This window comes from Sporolactobacillus nakayamae, from assembly GCF_900113325.1.
GTDB classification, from domain to species: domain Bacteria; phylum Bacillota; class Bacilli; order Bacillales; family Sporolactobacillaceae; genus Sporolactobacillus; species Sporolactobacillus nakayamae.
The window spans coordinates 38,360-55,461 of the sequence record NZ_FOOY01000004.1 but is presented as its reverse complement, the minus strand read 5'-3'; the positions used below and the strand labels follow the sequence as shown (position 1 = coordinate 55,461).

The window sequence follows — 17,102 nt, the reverse complement described above, 5'->3', positions numbered from 1 at the left end:
CTCTTCGCTTGCAACTTTGCTTCGTTATTTACTCTTTTTATTGTTTTGCTGTCCTGCGTTTTCATGTGGCTGATATATTGGAGCTGAGACATTTGGCATCGCCCAATAGGGCATCGGTTGCGGCCGCGGTGGTTGATTCCCTCCGTAGTATCCGGCAACCGGCGTTTGACCATACGATGGAAATGGAGCCGGTCCCCCGCAATTACATGGCTTCCCGGTTTGCACCTTCGTCGGCATATATGGGTAAGGATAGGCGCCAGTTGATTCCGAACCTGCAGGTGATAGCTTGCCGATATTCGCTTTCGATGGAGCACTTTGAATGGCTTTGGGTTTGGTTGATGCTCCTGCTACCTGTGGATTTGACCAAGGAAGCGGGCTTTTACCTCCTGCTGATTTGCCTTTAAACGGCTGATCGAGTTGAACGGTTCCATGACTTATCGGGTATTGAGGCTGCTTTCCATTCCAAGGCTGGAGTTGCGGATAATAAGGGCTCATCTGTCCCATTTGTTCTGACGGATGAAATGGGTACATTGGCTTCTTTTGTGATGATGCACCGCCAAATTTTGGATTTGGATAAAACGGTTTTATTCCTTGCCCTTGTGTTGCCGGGCTTACCATGTTGCCCATATTCGGTCCCTGTGTTGCCGGGCTTACCATGTTGCCCATGTTCGGTCCCTGCGTCGCCGGGCTCATCACATTGCCCATTTTCGGTCCCTGCGTCGCCGGGCTTACCATGTTGCCCATGTTCGGTCCCTGCGTCGCCGGGCTTACCATGTTGCCCATGTTCGGTCCCTGCGTCGCCGGGCTTATCACATTGCCCATGTTCGGTCCCTGCGTCGCCGGGCTCACCACATTGCCTATATTCGGTCCCTGGGTCGCCGGGCTCATCACATTGCCCATGTTCGGTCCCTGGGTCGCCGGGCTCATCACATTGCCCATGTTCGGTCCCTGCCATGCCGGGCTTACCACGTTGCCCATGTTCGGTCCCTGCCATGCCGGGCTTACCATGTTACCCATGTTACCCATGTTACCCATGGGTGGATAATACGGCATTGTGCCGCCTCCTTGCGTTGCCGGACTCACCTGGGTTCCCACATTTCCCTGAGATTGCGGGAACGAAGAACTTGGGTCCATTCCCATTCCCATTCCCATTTCATTAGGATTCCAGCCTGTTGTTTCCGGTTGTTTCGGGTACAGAATCTTTGGAAACTCAGCAGTCGATTCACCGGCAAGTTGCGTTCCCGCCGATGTATTCGGCTGCTTCTCTGTTACAGGTGCCGGAGCAGATGGAGTCGGTTGCTGCACAGGCACAGGCGCCTGTTGAACCGGCGCTTGTTGAATCGGTGCCTGTTGAACTGGTGCTTGTTGCGTTGGTGCCTGATGAATTGGCGCAGGTTGTGCCGGTGCCGGGTGATGCCCCTCCGAACGATCGCTTACCGGAATCGCTCGTTTCAGCGGTTGTTTACCGATTGCCACCTTCACTTTCATCCCCTGACTTAATGTCTCTTCAGTCAAATTTGTATTCATCTTCCTAAATTCGTCAATTGTCATACCATGTTTGCTTGCAATTTCTTCCAAAGTATCGCCTTTTTGGACAACATATAGTTTCACGGTATTCCATCCCTCCTGTGAAAGTCATTTTATATATATGGCTGTTATGGGCTTTTTGCCACTCTTTCCTCCCGAAATTTACGAAACGGCGTTTCGATCCTAATCGAGTAAAAAAGCCAATGATGCACAGGAGCTTAATTTTGTTTTATACTAAAAAAAAGAAGCTCAAGAAGACCCTGATTCATTTTGAAAATGAAAATTAAATAATGGAGTGTTCACCTATGAAGCAAATGAGAGAGAAACGACAGCCTGCGGATGGTCGCAGAAAATCTATTCTGAGTCAGCTGAAAGAAGCGGCAGACCCAATCAAAGGAAACGATCTTGCTGAAGAGATGCAGGTTAGCAGACAAATCATTGTTCAAGACATTTCATTACTTAAGGCTGAGGGGCAGCCCATTATCGCCACATCTCAAGGCTATTTACTGCTCAAGAAGGCTCAATCTCATACAATCACCAGAATCGTTGCATGCAATCACACAGTCAGTCAAACAGCAGATGAATTAACTCGAATTGTCAACTGTGGTGTCACCGTTCTCAATGTGACTGTTGAACATCCATTATACGGAGAAATCACGCGATCATTGATGATCCGAAACCAGTCCGATGTACGAAAATTTGTCAAGAACCTCGAAAAAACAGGTGCATCTTTATTATCTTCGTTGACAGATGGCGTGCATCTGCATGAGCTAGAGGCAGATACAGCGGAGAATCTCGAACTTGCTGTGCAAGCGCTAAAACAGGCAGGTTATCTGCTGTAACCTGCCTGTTTCAATCCGAGTATTCAAATTCAAAATCCATGATCCGAACAGTATCACCCTCGGTCACGCCTTTTTCACGCAATGCGTCATCGACACCCATACTGCGAAGCTGCAGTGCAAATCGCCGAATCGCTTCATCATGTTGGAAATTCGTCATTTTAAACAAAAGTTCAACTTTCGGGCCCGATACGTTAAAGGTTCCATCCGGATCGCGCGAGATAACAAATGGAGCTTCTTCTTTTTCAAATGTGTAGATGGCTTTTCCATCATCTTGTACCGGCTCTTCCATCGGAAATTCGGGAGTGGTCAGAATGAGTTCGTATACAGCCCCGACCATTTCCTTAATTCCGGACTGAGTCAGCGATGAAATCGGAAAGACAGGAATCTTTGGATCAATTTTCTTCCTGAATTCTTCAAGATTCTTTTCTGCGTCCGGCATATCCATCTTGGACGCGGCGATCACTTGCGGACGTTCAAGAAGGCGCAGCTGATAACTTTTCAATTCCTCATTAATTTTTGTGTAATCATCATACGGGTCTCTTCCCTCACTGCCGGACATATCCACGACATGAATGATCACGCGCGTACGCTCGATATGGCGCAGGAACTGGTAACCTAACCCAGCGCCGCTGCTCGCGCCCTCAATCAGCCCTGGAAGATCGGCCACCACAAAGCTTCGTCCCTCATCCACCGCAACAACGCCCAAATTCGGAGCGAGTGTCGTAAAATGATAAGCAGCAATTTTGGGCTTGGCTGACGTTACAACTGAAAGGAGCGTCGATTTTCCTACGCTCGGAAATCCCACTAAGCCCACATCCGCAAGCAGCTTTAATTCAAGCTGCACTTCGCGTTCAACGCCCGGCTCGCCATTTTCAGAAACATAAGGGGCGGGATTCGCAGGTGTTGAAAAGCGAGTGTTTCCGCGACCTCCTCGACCACCGGCCGCGATCACAGCTCTCTGACCATTTTCTGTTAAATCGGCGATGATTTGTTCACTGCCAACATCTCTTACTACTGTACCCGGCGGAACCTGAACAACGAGCGGACCCGCACTTTTTCCATGTTGGTTCTTTGTTCGGCCGTTTTCACCTTTCTTACCCTTAAAATGACGTTTATAGCGGAAATCCATTAACGTTCGCAAGCCTTCATCCACGACAAAGATCACATCTGATCCTTTTCCGCCGTCGCCGCCCGCCGGACCGCCGTCGGGCACATACTTTTCTCGCCTAAAGGCAACCATCCCGTTACCGCCATCGCCGCCTTTGACGAACACCTTCACTTGATCGACAAACACATAATCCACCTCACATTTTCATTGCTTTCGTTATTTATCAAATAGTGTTCAACCCATTGAAAAGAATGATTCATCTCTTGTTTATTTAATTGTTTTTCTGCAGCTTTCACATCTGTCACCACGCCATCAAAATAGATCTGAATTCGCAATGGCGACTCCGTATTAAAGACCACCCGCACAGTGTTATCAGCAATTGGTGAGGCGTACTGCTCAATAATTCCAAACAGCTCCTGATAAACCGTTGTCAATTCTTCATCATAAAAAGAAAGATCCCGATCAGGGCCAACCACTTCATAACTGAGACTGAATTCATGGGACGACCATCCGTAGTCCATCAGATAGACCGCGCATTCCGGTATATGCAGCCGGGCAAGCCGGGCTTGATGATGGAGCTTCTCTGTCACACGTCCAATGATTTTTTCAGCTTTTTCCGGTTTTTTCAAAAAAAGGTAACCCTTGATCAGTTGCAAATCATTCAAATATTCGTGCCGCGCAGAGCTCAGTAACTCGATCTCTTTTTCCGTTTTGATCATGACTGCCATCCTTTCACAATCTTCTTAGATAAAGTATAGCAGATATGGACAGGCTGATTCTGTACATTGGCTCACGGAATTATATCCGGAACGTTAGATCTTCTGACTGGGATCATGCAGCGATGTTTTCTAGAACGAACGAGCCGTTTTTCACAGATTATTAAAATAAAAAGAAACGGCAGATGGTATTCTTTGCTTGCGCAAAAAATCATCTGCCGCCTCAGTTCAATTAAAGAAGCATTAAGCTTCTTTCACTGCTTCTACCGGATAGACACTTACTCTTTTGCGGTTGTGTCCGAACTTTTCGAACTTAACAACGCCGTCAACTTTTGCGAACAGTGTATCGTCACCGCCGCGGCCAACGTTCGTTCCCGGATAGATCTTTGTTCCGCGTTGACGGTACAAAATCGAGCCGCCTGACACCGTTTGTCCGTCCGCTCTCTTTGCGCCTAAACGTTTTGAGATCGAATCACGGCCGTTTTTTGTACTACCTACACCTTTTTTCGATGAGAAAAACTGAAGATCTAATTTCAGCATGCTCAGCACCTCCTTAATCGCTAACTCGAATATATTGCCCGTAGGACTTTTCAATCGTTCGCATTGAGATAAACATTGCTTCCAAGATCAATTGAGCTTTTTCCAGATTGGCGCCAACGGGGCAATCGGAAATTCCGCATTCAAGATAACCGCCGTTATCCTTTTGCCGCACATCCATTTTCAGTTTGGCAAGCGATTCGACAGCATTGACTGCACCAAATGCGACAGCAGATACTGCCGCACACACCAAGTCCTGCCCATGCGGAGCACTGTCCGCATGGCCGGTTAATTTAAACGCGCAAATCTTTCCATAATGGTCACGTTGAACGGTTAATACAACCACTGGAGATCACCCTTATGCATTGATCTTTTCAATCACAACTTTCGTGAATGGCTGTCTGTGTCCCTGTTTACGACGATAATTCTTTCTCTTCTTGAACTTGAAGACGATGATCTTCTTGTCACGGCCCTGTTCAACTACCTTAGCAGTAACAGTAGCTCCTTCAACAGTCGGCGCGCCGACCTTAACGGATTCGCCGCCAACAAAAAGTACCTTGTCAAAAGTAACCGTGTCACCTGCTTCTGCAGCAAGCTTTTCAACAACGATCGACTTTCCTTCTTCTACCTTAAGCTGTTTGCCGCCGGTTTCGATAATTGCATACATTCTGATGCACCTCCTTTAGGATCATGTTCGGAAAAACAACGGTTTGTCCGAACATACTCTGTCATTCTCAGACTCGCCAGAGAGAGGCTGCCCAATAGGACATTGAAAGCCTGTTCTGAGCGGTTGGAGCGAGATGCTCCTAAGTCCTCTAACAACACAATAACAGTTGTATCGTAACACAGTAGCGATATTTATGTCAATGAAACTCCATATTTTCTTTGGCTGTCCGAACGACGCGATCGCGCAATCCGCTGCGCTGCCTCTTACGGGTTAACTCAACAAGACCGAGACGTGTAAATCCGTACACGTGCACAGCATTTGGATCGGCTTTCGTAGCGCGTTCAAGCTGCCGCAGCAGCCGGTCCCGATCCTTTTCATCTTCCATCCGCAGAAAATCGACCACAATCATGCCACCGATTTGACGGAGCCTCAGTTGTTTGGCAATTTCCTTTGCGGCAACGGAATTAATTTGGAAAACAATTGCTTCACGATCCCCTTGAAAAATCATTGAACCCGAATTGACATCAATCGTCGTCAGCGTTTCGGTATAGTCAATTCTTAGAGAACCGCCGGATTTAAGCGGCACAGATGACTGCAAAGCAGCCGTGTAATCGTGTTCAATGTTCTTCTTAAGAAAGAGCCGTGTACCCGGTTGGTATAAAAATTCGACACCATCAGGCAGCTGTTCTTCATTTATTGGGAAATTCGCTTCCACCACACAAGAAGTTGGGAAGTGATTTTCGCTGAGCAGTGCGGAAGCAAACGAAAGTTGGCGGAAAATCAAAGCTGGTGAAGCTGCTTCTTCCGCACTCTTGATCACAGACTGCCATTTTTCCCTCAACTGGCAAAACTCCAAGTGAAGTTCGTCAAGATCACAATGTTCCGCCCGCGTGCGAATAATCGCGCCTTCTCCTGCAGCGCACCACTCAGAGATTTTGTTTTTTAAATGACCGCGATTATCTTCAGGGATTCGCCTTGAGGCAGCGACAAATGAATTGAGAGGCAGGTAGATCAGCCCCTTTCCCTTCATTTGTATTTGACCCGTAAGCTCCGCCACCTTGCCGTCCCGCTCTTCTTTATCCACCTGAACAATGACTTGCTCACCGACCTGCAGTGCGCGATTCGTGCTGAATTTATGACTGGGCAAGAAACCATTTCGTCCATTTCCAAGATCGATGAACCACCCCACTTGACTCAGGCGGTTCTCAGACACACGTCCAAAAAAGATATCACCGATCCGAACCTCACTTGAATCGGATTGAAAATAAAAAGATACCACTTGTTCATGCTCAAGGAGGGCGGCACGTATTCCGCCCGCTTCCTTCTCTAGCACCAACGTTACTTGTTCTTCAGACATAGCATCACCCACCATCTGTGTTCCCCCAACATTATCGCAAATGCGCGCGTATGAAGCAATGCAGAGGTCGGAATCAACGCCAGTCACTAATCGTCTTACCTTCACAATGACCTTTAAAATACTCATTGGCGAGCACTTTCCCATCGATATCCGAATGATTTTCACCCACGATGCGGATCCGATGCTCGGCATTTTTATAATACATCGCGAACACATCGGCGAGCGGTGTTTCTTCGGGCACCGCCAAACGCTTTAACCGCAAAAATTTCTGCTTACTGCCTGAGAATGCAAGCAAAAATCGAATAAAACGCAGGGGAAGTACACGCCATTCTTTGTAAATCGCAAGCATAATAAATGAAATAATAACCCAAAGATTTATGGAAAGAGGATACCGCCATACCGCAAGTATACCAAAAAGAAATAAAGCACCAAGCGAGAAGCAGAGCGCTCTTTTGTATGCGTGTTTAAATGGATAAACGATTTCAAGCACCATATGGAGAAGCCGCCCGCCATCTAAAGGCCAAATCGGAAGTAAATTAAATAGGAGCAAAGCGCTGTTTTGCGCCAGAAAAATTTGATGCTGTTCAGTTCCCCAGAAGGGAAGAGCCATCATCGCATAAGAAAGCAGCGGCAGCCAAACATTTTGCAGTGGTCCGGCGATCAGCACGAGACATTCTTGGTAAAATGGGTGTTCTTCTTGCTCGTCCAGTTTCGCAACACCGCCAAATGGCAATAGCTCAATCTCAATCACCTTCCATTCAAACCACCGTGCCATGACAGCATGGCCTAATTCGTGGATAAGGACAATGGTGAATGCAATAGTCGTATCCCACAGATGTCCGGTCAGTGTACCTGCTGCAATGATCAGCCAGAATACCGGGTGAATTCTTATTTTCGGGAATAATCTAGTCAAAGGACATCACCTGAATAGGGTCGATAAATTTTTCACCCTTTTTCAAAGCGAAGTAGAACGTTCCCTTTTTATCTTCTCCGGAGGTAGTACCGATTTTCTGACCTTTTTTCACCTCCTGATACACTTTTACATTGGCCTGATCGAGTTTCCCATACCACGACTCATCGCTGTCTTTATGCTGAATAACAACGGTCTCGCCAATATTTTTTTTCTTGCCCACAAAGACGACAAGACCATCTTTCACCGACTTGACTTCCGAATGGGAAGTAGTCTCCACAGTCACACCTTTTGTTGTGCTGCTATACGGTGACTTCACCTCACCGACAACGGGTTCCGCAAAGGATGAAGACGGTGTCTCTTTCTTTTGGTTGGTACTTCCCCCATCAGCTGTTTGCGTTGATTTATTGGTGATACTCGGAAGGAACCCAATCGGATCGCCTAGATTTTTCTCATACCAATTCGACACGGCGGCAAATTGAAACTCTTGAGTCATGGCTGTCTCAATCGAATTTTTTGCCGCATGAAAATGTGGATCATCATTTGTATTTACCCAATAAACGGCGCCGACAAGCAGGGTAGAAATGACACATTGAAACAAGAAGCGGCGCCCCGGATGGGCAGGCGATTGTTTTGGCTCATCCAGTTCCCCCCAGTACGGCGAAGTATCCCGCCGAGAGCTTGCACTCTTGTAATTTGGATAAGCCTTTGGCTCTGCCTGCAGCATCATCATGTTTCTTCTCTTCCGTTGCTGATGTCTTTTTTTATAATCCATAAAATCTTTCATTGCCTGCTTCCTTTCCACGCTTGTCCGTTTTATGTTGTTTCATTTGTTGCATCGGATTGAGCAATCAAGTATTTAGCGAATCACTGACCTTGTCCCATTGAAACAAGCCTCTACAACACTTTATGCGCACAAGCTGAGAAATATGAGCATACAAAAAGCGACTGAACGCGAGTCAACATTCACGCACAGTCGCTATATTTGAGCACTTTATCTCATTCCCAACAATGATTTAAATCGACGAAAAAATCCGTTCTTTTCTTCAAGAACCATAAGCGGAACCGTTTCGCCAAGAATTCTCCTGCCAATATTCCGATAAGCTAAAGACGCTTTTGATGATGGATTCAGCGCAATCGGCTCGCCTTTGTTTGAAGACGAGATTACGCCGTCGTCATCCAATACGATACCAAGCAGGTCAATCGCCAAGATGTTCATGATCTCATCAATCTCTAACATTTCACCGCTTTTCAATAAATGCTGGCGAATGCGATTAATAATCAAACGAGGCGGTGTAATCTGCTTCTCCTGCTCAAGCAAACCAATAATTCGGTCGGCGTCACGTACTGATGAAATTTCAGGGGTCGTCACGACGATCGCATGATCAGCACCTGCAACCGCGTTCCGAAACCCGCGTTCGATTCCGGCCGGGCAATCAATGATGATGTAATCAAAATCAGCTTTAAGCGCATCAACCATCTGCTTCATCTCATCCGGCTTAACAGCTGTCTTATCGGTTGTCTGTGCCGCCGGAAGCATGCTGAGACATTCAAAACGCTTATCTTTCACTAATGCCTGGTTCAATTTGCATCGACCATGAGCCACGTCAACTAGGTCATAAATAATTCGATTTTCGAGTCCCATGACAACATCTAAGTTGCGCAGCCCGATGTCCGTGTCTACAAGACAGACTTTTTTCCCTTGCAGAGCAAGAACAGTACCGATATTCGCGGATGTCGTCGTTTTTCCGACACCGCCCTTGCCTGAAGTCACAACGATTGCTTCCCCCATCGTTACACCCCTTTTCTTCAAATCTTACAACTTCTCAAATGCTGATGACCGATTCCGCTTTTTTAACGCTGTATGTACCTGATCAATTACGATTTTCCCGATCTGTTCATCCAAATAGGCACATTCAACCAAAGATTTTTCCTTCATCTCTACATCAGAACCATTTTCATTACGGCTGATCACTCGTCCGATTTTCAGTTGCGTCGGCATCATGATTGAAGCAACGACCACTGCATCCTTCCCGTCGTTTGCCGTTCCCGCCGATGCAACTCCGCGCAGTGCTCCCAATATATAGATGTTTCCCGTGGCTGAAACCACGCCTCCGGGATTGACATCACCAATAAGCAGCAAATTACCTTCGACTTCGAGCACTTGTCCTGAACGGATGATTCGAGCGATCGTTACAATTTTCTCCTGCGCTTTTTTCTTCGCAATCTCCTCAAGCGTCATCACATTCGACTGAATTTCTTCGACTTTTAAATGATCGAACGCATGAATAATCTCCTTGAGCTGATTCCGTTGATCCGAGCTAATGTAGCGATTTCCCGCCTCTACTTTGACCGAGATAACCGGGCCATCCTTATATAGATTGGTGTTCGCTGCTAGTTTTATTTTAAGTTCACGCACCAAATCATGATAGGCGCAAGCTTCGTCCATAACGAGTACAAGGCCGTCTTTTCTGCCTTTCATCGTCACAAGTGGCTGAGTGGCTGACATCGGGATTTTCACCTCAATATGTTTGATATTCAATACATGAAGGGAAAAATCCTTCAAAAAAAGTAAACTGTTACTAAACTAATTGCTAAAAAAATGATCAATTACCTTAACGTCTAATGTATCGGCTCAAACTGCCTTATTTTTCAATTTCATCTGAAATACTTTCCAAAAATCTCCTGAGCGGATAATAAATAAGTAACGTAAATATACCATTTAAGAGAATGGTGGGCAGAATCCGGGAACGAAAGAATAAGCCGGGTTCTTGATTGATCACTCCAATCATCATGTAGATCACATAGGCTTGAATTTGCATGATGCATACGCCGACCGCCACAAGAAGGACAGTCATTGCCACGTTCATATTCACCCATTTAGAAATTCCATGAATCAAGTACACGGTGAGTGTCACAGTGAACGCATAAACACCGAGAACTGAAGAATAGATGATATCCGCAAGGAATCCGAACAATACGGCATATTTCAAACCCCAGTTTAGCGAGCCGAAGAAGGCGATCATGAGCAGCGCGACAAAGGTGAATTCGGGAACGATTTGCAACTTTCCCCAAGCATAACTAATGGGAACGAGTGGCATCACCGTTCCCTGAACGAGAAAGAGCAGGAAAAGAAGGATAAATACTTTGCTCTGCTTCAATCACCGTTCCCCCCTCCAACACTCACTTGAGCTTTTCTTTCGAGGACCAGCACGTAGTTCAAATCATTCAAATCAGCCGCAGGCTTAACCTGCGCCGCCTTTGTGAGTCCGTACTGATCAGTCGTCACTCGAGTAACCGTACCGATCACAAGGCCCTTTGAATACTTTCCGCTCAATCCGGATGTGGTGACAATCTGGCCTTTTTTTACTTTTGCTTTAATTGGTATTTTTTGGAAAAGTAGAACACCTTTGTTTTGATTATAGCCTTCAATCATCCCATAGATCGGTGCTTTGTTTTTTTCTTGAATGACTGCCGATATCTGATTGATATTCTGTTCATCTGAGATCAGTGAGACTTTGCTGGTAAAGTTTCCGACCTTAGTAATGCTGCCGATAAGGCGCCGGCCCGATGTAATCACAGCCATACCATTCTTAATCCCGTTTACTTTCCCTTTGTCTATCGTCAGCAACTGATTCCAATCATCATATGCGCGTCCAATCAACGTTGCCGAATACTTTTTATAGTTAGAGAGTGCCGGATCATTCTTCATGTTCAGCTGCGCTTTCAGCTCTTTGTTTTGCGCGGTCAGATCCGCATTTTCTTGTTCGACACTGGCGTAGTTCGCCAAATTTTCTTTTAAATGTTTATTTTCTTTATAGGCGCTTTCAATGTCACTGACATTCTGAAAGAAACCCGCTACATAACGAGCGGGCACATTGACAACATATTGGAACCCTCCGACAACGTCCTGAACAAATTGTTCTGTCCAAGTCGCGCTTGTTCTCTCCTTAAGAGAGTAACTGATTAGCGTGATCAGTACAATCAGACTGGTCAAGAGGATAATTAATTTTTTATTTGAAAAAAATGAAGGCATACGGACACCTGCTTAATTATTAGAATCTGTTCAAAAAGGAGGACAAAAGATAGGATTACAGGCAAAAACGCAACGTCCTGTTGCATCGCCTGCACTAGCCCATCCTGGGCGTCGCGATACTATCAAGGAAGCGCAGTTTTGAGCACCAAAATGTACTTCTACAGAAAGCAGCGGATTCGACTTTACGCACAGAACGTGGTGACTCCAACATTGCTCACAGGACATGAGCGTCCTTAATCGAAGATCTCTTTTGCTGGCAGAAGATCCTCATTACCCTTTTTCCCCGGACTATTTGAACATCCTCTATTAACACTCATTAGAGTTGAATTATTTTTTGTTAGCCATTGAAATCGAATTTGCCTTTGAACGAATCAATGGCAAGTTTTCCAGTGAACGGCCTGTACCGATCGCAACACAATCCAATGGATTTTCCGCAACAATCACGGGCATCTTTGTCTCATCGCTGAGCACATGATCAAGGTTGTTCAAAAGTGCGCCTCCACCGGTCAGAACGATCCCGCGGTCCATAATATCCGCTGCCAATTCCGGCGGTGTTTTCTCAAGGGTCACTTTAACCGCCTCAATAATTTGATTTACGGAGTCATGCAGTGCAGAAGCGATTTCTTTACCCGACACTTCAATCGTCTTCGGCAGTCCGGTCAGCAAATCACGTCCGCGCACTTCCATTTTAGCGCCTTCCATCTCTTCAGATCCGCCTGCCGAACCAATTTCAATTTTCAGTGCTTCCGATGAGCGTTCACCAATCATCAAATTGTAGTTTTTCTTTACATATTGGATAATAGCTTCGTCCATATCATCGCCTGCGATGCGTATCGATTGGCTCGTCACAATACCGCCTAACGAAATAATTGCGACTTCTGTTGTTCCTCCGCCAATATCAACAACCATGCTTCCGGTTGGTTCCCAGACCGGGAGATCGGCACCGACCGCAGCTGCAAAAGGTTCTTCAATGGTATACGCTTCACGCGCGCCGGCTTGCTTTGTTGCGTCTTCTACAGCGCGTTTTTCCACTGCTGTGATTCCTGAAGGTACACAAACCATTACATTCGGCTTGCGTGAAAAAACAGAGCGCTGCTTCTGCGCTTGATTTATAAAATACTTCATCATTGTCGCTGTTGTTTCAAAATCCGCGATTACGCCGTTCTTCATTGGACGAACCGCGACAATATTTCCCGGTGTTCGGCCAATCATTTTTTTGGCCGGGGTACCGACCGCTTCAATCAGGCCGGTGTCCGTGTGCAAGGCGACGACTGATGGTTCTCTGACGACAACACCTTTGCCTTTCAAGTACACTAAAGTGTTGGCCGTCCCAAGGTCAATGCCCATATCTTTAGAAAATCCGCCAAACATCTATGTAATCTCCCTTCAAGTTGCAAAACTCATGCACTTAATTATATCTTAATTGATCCTGAATTTATAGGGTCTGAGTAAATTGTCCGGAAAAACTCTTCACTTTGCCAAGTGCGGTCTTTTTCTTCATTATTTACTACATTAACCCTTTTTGCTTCAAACTGACAAACCGCCGATCGCCAATCACAATGTGATCCAAAACATCTACGCCAAGCATCTTGCCACAGGAGGCCAGCCGCTTTGTCACATCAATATCTTCTCTGCTCGGTGTAGGATCCCCGCTTGGATGATTGTGAAAACAAATAATTGAGGCGGCTGACTGTCTGACCGCTTCCTTGAACACTTCACGCGGGTGGACTATGGACGCATTCAGGCTCCCCACAAAGATCGTCCTTTTATAGAGCACCTGGTTCTTCGTGTTCAGAAATAGAGCGACAAAATGTTCCTGTTTTAAACTGCGCATTTCTTCCATTACGTACTCGGCACCGTCTTCCGGTGAACGAATCGCATAACGAGAATCATGGACCATTCTCGCCATGCGCTGGCCGATTTCAAATCCGGCGAGCAATTGAACCGCTTTTGCTGTTCCGATTCCTTTAACTTGCTTCAATTCCTCAATACTCGCTTCCTTCAGCAAGTCCAGTCCATCAAAACGACTGACGAGGCGTTCGGCGAGCTGCATGACTGATTCGTTTCTCGTCCCTGAATGCAAGAGAATGGCAAGTAATTCCTGGTTGGAAAGTGAAGAAGCTCCTTCACGAATGAGACGCTCTCTCGGACGATCTTCATGCGGTACATCCTTCATCATAATATTCTTCTCCATTTTCAATTCCTCCATTCTGCGTACGTCGGTACCTGTTAAGATACAGCATATCTTGTTTAGGAACTGGCTGCAGAATGGAAAACGTGAAAAAAGCAAAGGTTTCTCGAACAGTCGCTCATTATTTTCGTTGTAAATCACTGGTTTATGTCACAAAAGCACAAAAACAGGGTAAATTTATTTTTTCTAAATTATGGATGAATCAGAGCGTTGTACTCAGAGATTGTCTCCAAGAGATCTTGCTGAAACGCAAAAAAATGTTCTTCTGAACTGTTGGATACTAAATTTTGAGCAATTGTTTTCGTCTGTTTTACTTGCGAAAACACGTGATCCGTTTCCGCACTACGCGCTTGTTTGGCAACGGATGAATACAGCTTGTCCACCGTTTTTAAGTAGTTTGCATCTGGCGCTGCTGATCCATTCTTTGATTTCTCTGATATAGAAAGAAGCGCACTAATGATTTTCTTATAGGTAAGCGCCTCATTCGCTTTCAATTTACTTTTTTCCGCTGCTGAGTCCGATTGAATCGTCATCTGTTTTTTAAAAACCGTCATACCTTTCTTTTTAAAATGTGCAAGTAATTGATCGGCGCCAACCTCTGTTTGTGAAACGCCAACGAAGATCGCACTTCCTCCCGATACCTGCATCACAGCAGCAGGACCTTTACTTTTCAATTGCTCCGCGACCTGCTTTGCCTTACTGTTCGACCCAAAAAGGCCGGCCTGAATCATATATACCGGAAGGTTCAAATTTACTGCTTTCACTGCCTCTGAAGCACCATCACTTTGAGTTTTCTTTGGGTTATCCGCCCAAGTATCCTTGACTTTGGTATTCTGATCACTGAAAATCATCAGCATTGACAAACCGATGACAAGACCGACGACTATCGCAGCGACTGCCGGGAGCCAAAAATGATGAATGGTTTGCCATGTTCCGGATGGTATGCTTAGCACAGGGCGCCGTTTCTTATTATGTCTAAAAAAGGAATATTTCTGTTTAACAAACGCGTCATCATCCGTAACTGGTTGTGTATGATGCTCCGTAGTGGTGCGTTCTTCTGAAAATGCGGCATTCCAATTTAGTGATTTATCTTTGTCGGCCGCAGTCTCTTGTCTTGTCCACTCTTCCAGGTTATGTTTTTTTCCATTGAATGTGATCGTCACCCGGGGCGTCTTCTTTTTTAATTCAGACACATTAGTCCCCCTCACGCATAACGAAACTCTACTTCCGAATAGCTTAGCATAGTGCGTATAAAAAAGAACGAGACATTTGTCGTCTCGCCCGCAATTTTTTTCGCTGTTTTTCTCGATTTACGCGATATGGGTAATTGAGCGTTTTTGCCGTGTAATGATTAGATATACCGGGCGACTCGATTCTTGCCTTGTTGCTTTGCGCCTTTATACATCGCGTGATCCGCATTGTAGATCAATTCTGAGGGTTCCGTAGCATCGGAGGGAGCTGTCGATGTTCCCAAACTGATCGTCACATAGATCTTGTCATAGCGGTTATCCGCTTCGTTAAAGATCATAAAAGGTTCTGAGGCAACAGCGAGACGTACGGTTTCCGCAATTGCGAAACACATATTGCGGTCTCTTCCGGGCAAGAGAATGGTAAACTCTTCGCCTCCGTATCGTGCCGCAATCCCGTTGTGACCGATTGTTTTTCGCAAGCGATTGGCGACACCGATCAAGACTGCATTCCCATTTTGGTGTCCAAACGTATCATTAATTGACTTAAAATTATCAATATCCATCATGATGATCGAAAAAACATTCAAAGACGGATTATTGTACATGTTATTAATGGCTTTCATCATATATCGATAATTATACAGATCGGTGAGCGGACAATGCTCGCTCTCTTTCTTTCGAATCTCAAAATTCTTGGCATTTTCGAGACCGATTGCTAGAAAATCACCGACAATCTCGATCCCTATTCTGCTCTTCTTCGTATAGGCTTTGACCCTATGTGAAGCAATCGTTAGCACACCGATGACCTGACCACGGTGCACCATCGGAACGGATAAATAGGACTTTGCCCTTCCATTGGAGACTGCATCGAGAAAAGGATACATGCTGCCGATATTGCCTGAACTAATAACCGCCTTACCTTGACGATATACGCTCAGGCTGATATCTGCTTCCTGCTGAAAAGGAACAAAGGATTCGCCCTGATCCTTTCTGAACATACGAACGAGTTTCGGTCGTTCCGGCTGCGTATATAAAACAACATAGAGATAATCTACCGAAAGCATTTTGGGCAATTTATCAACGAGAAGATCAAATACGTAATTAACAGAAAGTTCCTCTGTGAGCTGCTGTCCAAAATGATTGACGCTTTGCAGAAAACTAACTAACTCTTCGCTGTTGTTAATCTGCCTTATAATAATCGAAAGTGCAACCATAGGAATCGCAATAATCATCATACCTTGCCAGCCCATGGAAGCGTACATGAGATAAAAAGCGATACCAAGCGGCATCATTAATACGCTGATCATGATTTCCCAAAAGGAATCGTTATCGAATAATTTAATTTTAACCGAGGGGGAATAAAGCCATCTATGAATAATGACGAGCGCAAAGGTGTTCGTCAAATAGGCTGATAAATAAAAACCCACGATCGGCACTATATTCAAATCTAGGACGCTCTTCGTAATGGCCCCGACTTGACCACCCAACATGTAATATGTAGCTCCTGAAGCCATTGAAATGATAAAGAACATTGTTAAATTTATCGGTATGCGGTACGCGTCGGCCTTGCTGATTTTTTGAGCCATCAGATAAACGACGATACAAAATTGAGTCAGCAAAATTTCGACAAACAGCCCAAAAATTAAGAAAGCCGCTAGACCGATACCTTGAAGAACAATGATATCCGTCCCCTTCACCTTAAAACTGAAAAGGGCGGTAAGAATAAAGAGTATGATTACGGTTAAAAGTGAAAAAAAAGAAATATTTCTCGGCGGATCCAACGAATAGATGAGGGGCAGCAAAAATAAGGTTGATAAAATCCAGGTGGCCGTAACAGCACGTTGCTTTATTATGGTCAATCGCACTTCCTCCTTTTTGCTAGCTGTGCGATTTAAAATCTATTATCTATTATCCTATTACTATTTTCCTAATTGTAATTGTAGCAAAACAAAAAGAAGTTGAAAAGGTTTTTCAAAACCTTCTCAACTTTTCACAAATTTTTCGTTTTAATTGTTCTTGCT

18 protein-coding genes and 1 other annotated feature are annotated in these 17,102 nt (G+C 45.3%); of the genes, 1 reads left to right on the top strand and 17 read right to left on the bottom strand.

Annotation, left to right across the window (positions count from 1 at the left end):
• Positions 1–24: 24 nt before the first annotated feature.
• Positions 25–1,611, bottom strand: coding sequence for a LysM peptidoglycan-binding domain-containing protein (locus BM003_RS02535; RefSeq protein ID WP_093669802.1), 1,587 nt, complete (start codon positions 1,609–1,611; stop codon positions 25–27).
• Positions 1,612–1,832: 221 nt separating this feature from the next.
• Between BM003_RS02535 and BM003_RS02530 the strand changes: the two genes are divergently transcribed.
• Positions 1,833–2,369 (top strand): transcription repressor NadR, encoded by a 537-nt coding sequence (locus tag BM003_RS02530; RefSeq protein WP_093669800.1) that lies wholly within the window; start codon positions 1,833–1,835, stop codon positions 2,367–2,369.
• A gap of 10 nt (positions 2,370–2,379) precedes the next feature.
• On the opposite strand, the gene obgE is transcribed toward BM003_RS02530, so the two are convergent.
• The 16 genes from obgE to BM003_RS02450 form a co-directional block, all read right to left on the bottom strand.
• Complete coding sequence (gene obgE, locus BM003_RS02525) at positions 2,380–3,663, bottom strand: GTPase ObgE (protein ID WP_093669798.1); 1,284 nt, start codon at positions 3,661–3,663, stop codon at positions 2,380–2,382.
• A complete protein-coding gene (locus BM003_RS02520) occupies positions 3,645–4,196 on the bottom strand; it encodes a Spo0B C-terminal domain-containing protein (protein ID WP_177184592.1) in 552 nt (183 codons plus the stop codon). The genes obgE and BM003_RS02520 overlap by 19 nt, the downstream gene beginning before the upstream one ends.
• Before the next feature lie 240 nt (positions 4,197–4,436).
• On the bottom strand, positions 4,437–4,733 hold the full coding sequence (gene rpmA / locus BM003_RS02515) for a 50S ribosomal protein L27 (RefSeq protein ID WP_093669794.1): 297 nt from the start codon (positions 4,731–4,733) through the stop codon (positions 4,437–4,439).
• A gap of 13 nt (positions 4,734–4,746) precedes the next feature.
• On the bottom strand, positions 4,747–5,076 hold the full coding sequence (locus tag BM003_RS02510; protein ID WP_093669792.1) for a ribosomal-processing cysteine protease Prp: 330 nt from the start codon (positions 5,074–5,076) through the stop codon (positions 4,747–4,749).
• Between the two features lie 12 nt (positions 5,077–5,088).
• Complete coding sequence (rplU, locus tag BM003_RS02505; RefSeq protein ID WP_093669790.1) at positions 5,089–5,397, bottom strand: 50S ribosomal protein L21; 309 nt, start codon at positions 5,395–5,397, stop codon at positions 5,089–5,091.
• Between the two features lie 59 nt (positions 5,398–5,456).
• Positions 5,457–5,532, bottom strand: a sequence feature (ribosomal protein L21 leader region).
• Between the two features lie 61 nt (positions 5,533–5,593).
• The gene (locus BM003_RS02500) at positions 5,594–6,880 is read right to left on the bottom strand and encodes a ribonuclease E/G (RefSeq protein ID WP_177184591.1); all 1,287 of its coding nucleotides are present in this window, start codon (positions 6,878–6,880) and stop codon (positions 5,594–5,596) included.
• Complete coding sequence (locus BM003_RS02495) at positions 6,828–7,667, bottom strand: site-2 protease family protein (RefSeq protein WP_093669786.1); 840 nt, start codon at positions 7,665–7,667, stop codon at positions 6,828–6,830. The genes BM003_RS02500 and BM003_RS02495 overlap by 53 nt, the downstream gene beginning before the upstream one ends.
• Positions 7,660–8,451: a M23 family metallopeptidase gene (locus BM003_RS02490; protein ID WP_093669784.1), complete on the bottom strand. Its 792-nt coding sequence runs from the start codon at positions 8,449–8,451 to the stop codon at positions 7,660–7,662. The genes BM003_RS02495 and BM003_RS02490 overlap by 8 nt, the downstream gene beginning before the upstream one ends.
• 207 nt (positions 8,452–8,658) lie before the next feature.
• Positions 8,659–9,456: a septum site-determining protein MinD gene (gene minD / locus BM003_RS02485; RefSeq protein ID WP_093669782.1), complete on the bottom strand. Its 798-nt coding sequence runs from the start codon at positions 9,454–9,456 to the stop codon at positions 8,659–8,661.
• Positions 9,457–9,480: 24 nt separating this feature from the next.
• A complete protein-coding gene (locus BM003_RS02480) occupies positions 9,481–10,173 on the bottom strand; it encodes a septum site-determining protein MinC (protein ID WP_093669780.1) in 693 nt (230 codons plus the stop codon).
• A 136-nt stretch (positions 10,174–10,309) separates the two neighbouring features.
• Positions 10,310–10,825, bottom strand: coding sequence for a rod shape-determining protein MreD (gene mreD, locus BM003_RS02475; protein WP_093669778.1), 516 nt, complete (start codon positions 10,823–10,825; stop codon positions 10,310–10,312).
• On the bottom strand, positions 10,822–11,700 hold the full coding sequence (mreC, locus tag BM003_RS02470; protein WP_093669777.1) for a rod shape-determining protein MreC: 879 nt from the start codon (positions 11,698–11,700) through the stop codon (positions 10,822–10,824). Before mreC ends, mreD begins: the two co-directional genes overlap by 4 nt.
• A gap of 327 nt (positions 11,701–12,027) precedes the next feature.
• Positions 12,028–13,071, bottom strand: a complete 1,044-nt coding sequence (locus BM003_RS02465) for a rod shape-determining protein (RefSeq protein WP_093669775.1) — start codon at positions 13,069–13,071, stop codon at positions 12,028–12,030.
• 136 nt (positions 13,072–13,207) lie between these two features.
• Positions 13,208–13,894: a RadC family protein gene (gene radC, locus BM003_RS02460; protein WP_093669773.1), complete on the bottom strand. Its 687-nt coding sequence runs from the start codon at positions 13,892–13,894 to the stop codon at positions 13,208–13,210.
• A gap of 188 nt (positions 13,895–14,082) precedes the next feature.
• A complete protein-coding gene (locus BM003_RS02455; protein ID WP_093669771.1) occupies positions 14,083–15,084 on the bottom strand; it encodes an SPOR domain-containing protein in 1,002 nt (333 codons plus the stop codon).
• Positions 15,085–15,242: 158 nt separating this feature from the next.
• Positions 15,243–16,946 (bottom strand): sensor domain-containing diguanylate cyclase, encoded by a 1,704-nt coding sequence (locus BM003_RS02450; protein ID WP_245734007.1) that lies wholly within the window; start codon positions 16,944–16,946, stop codon positions 15,243–15,245.
• Positions 16,947–17,102 lie beyond the last annotated feature (156 nt).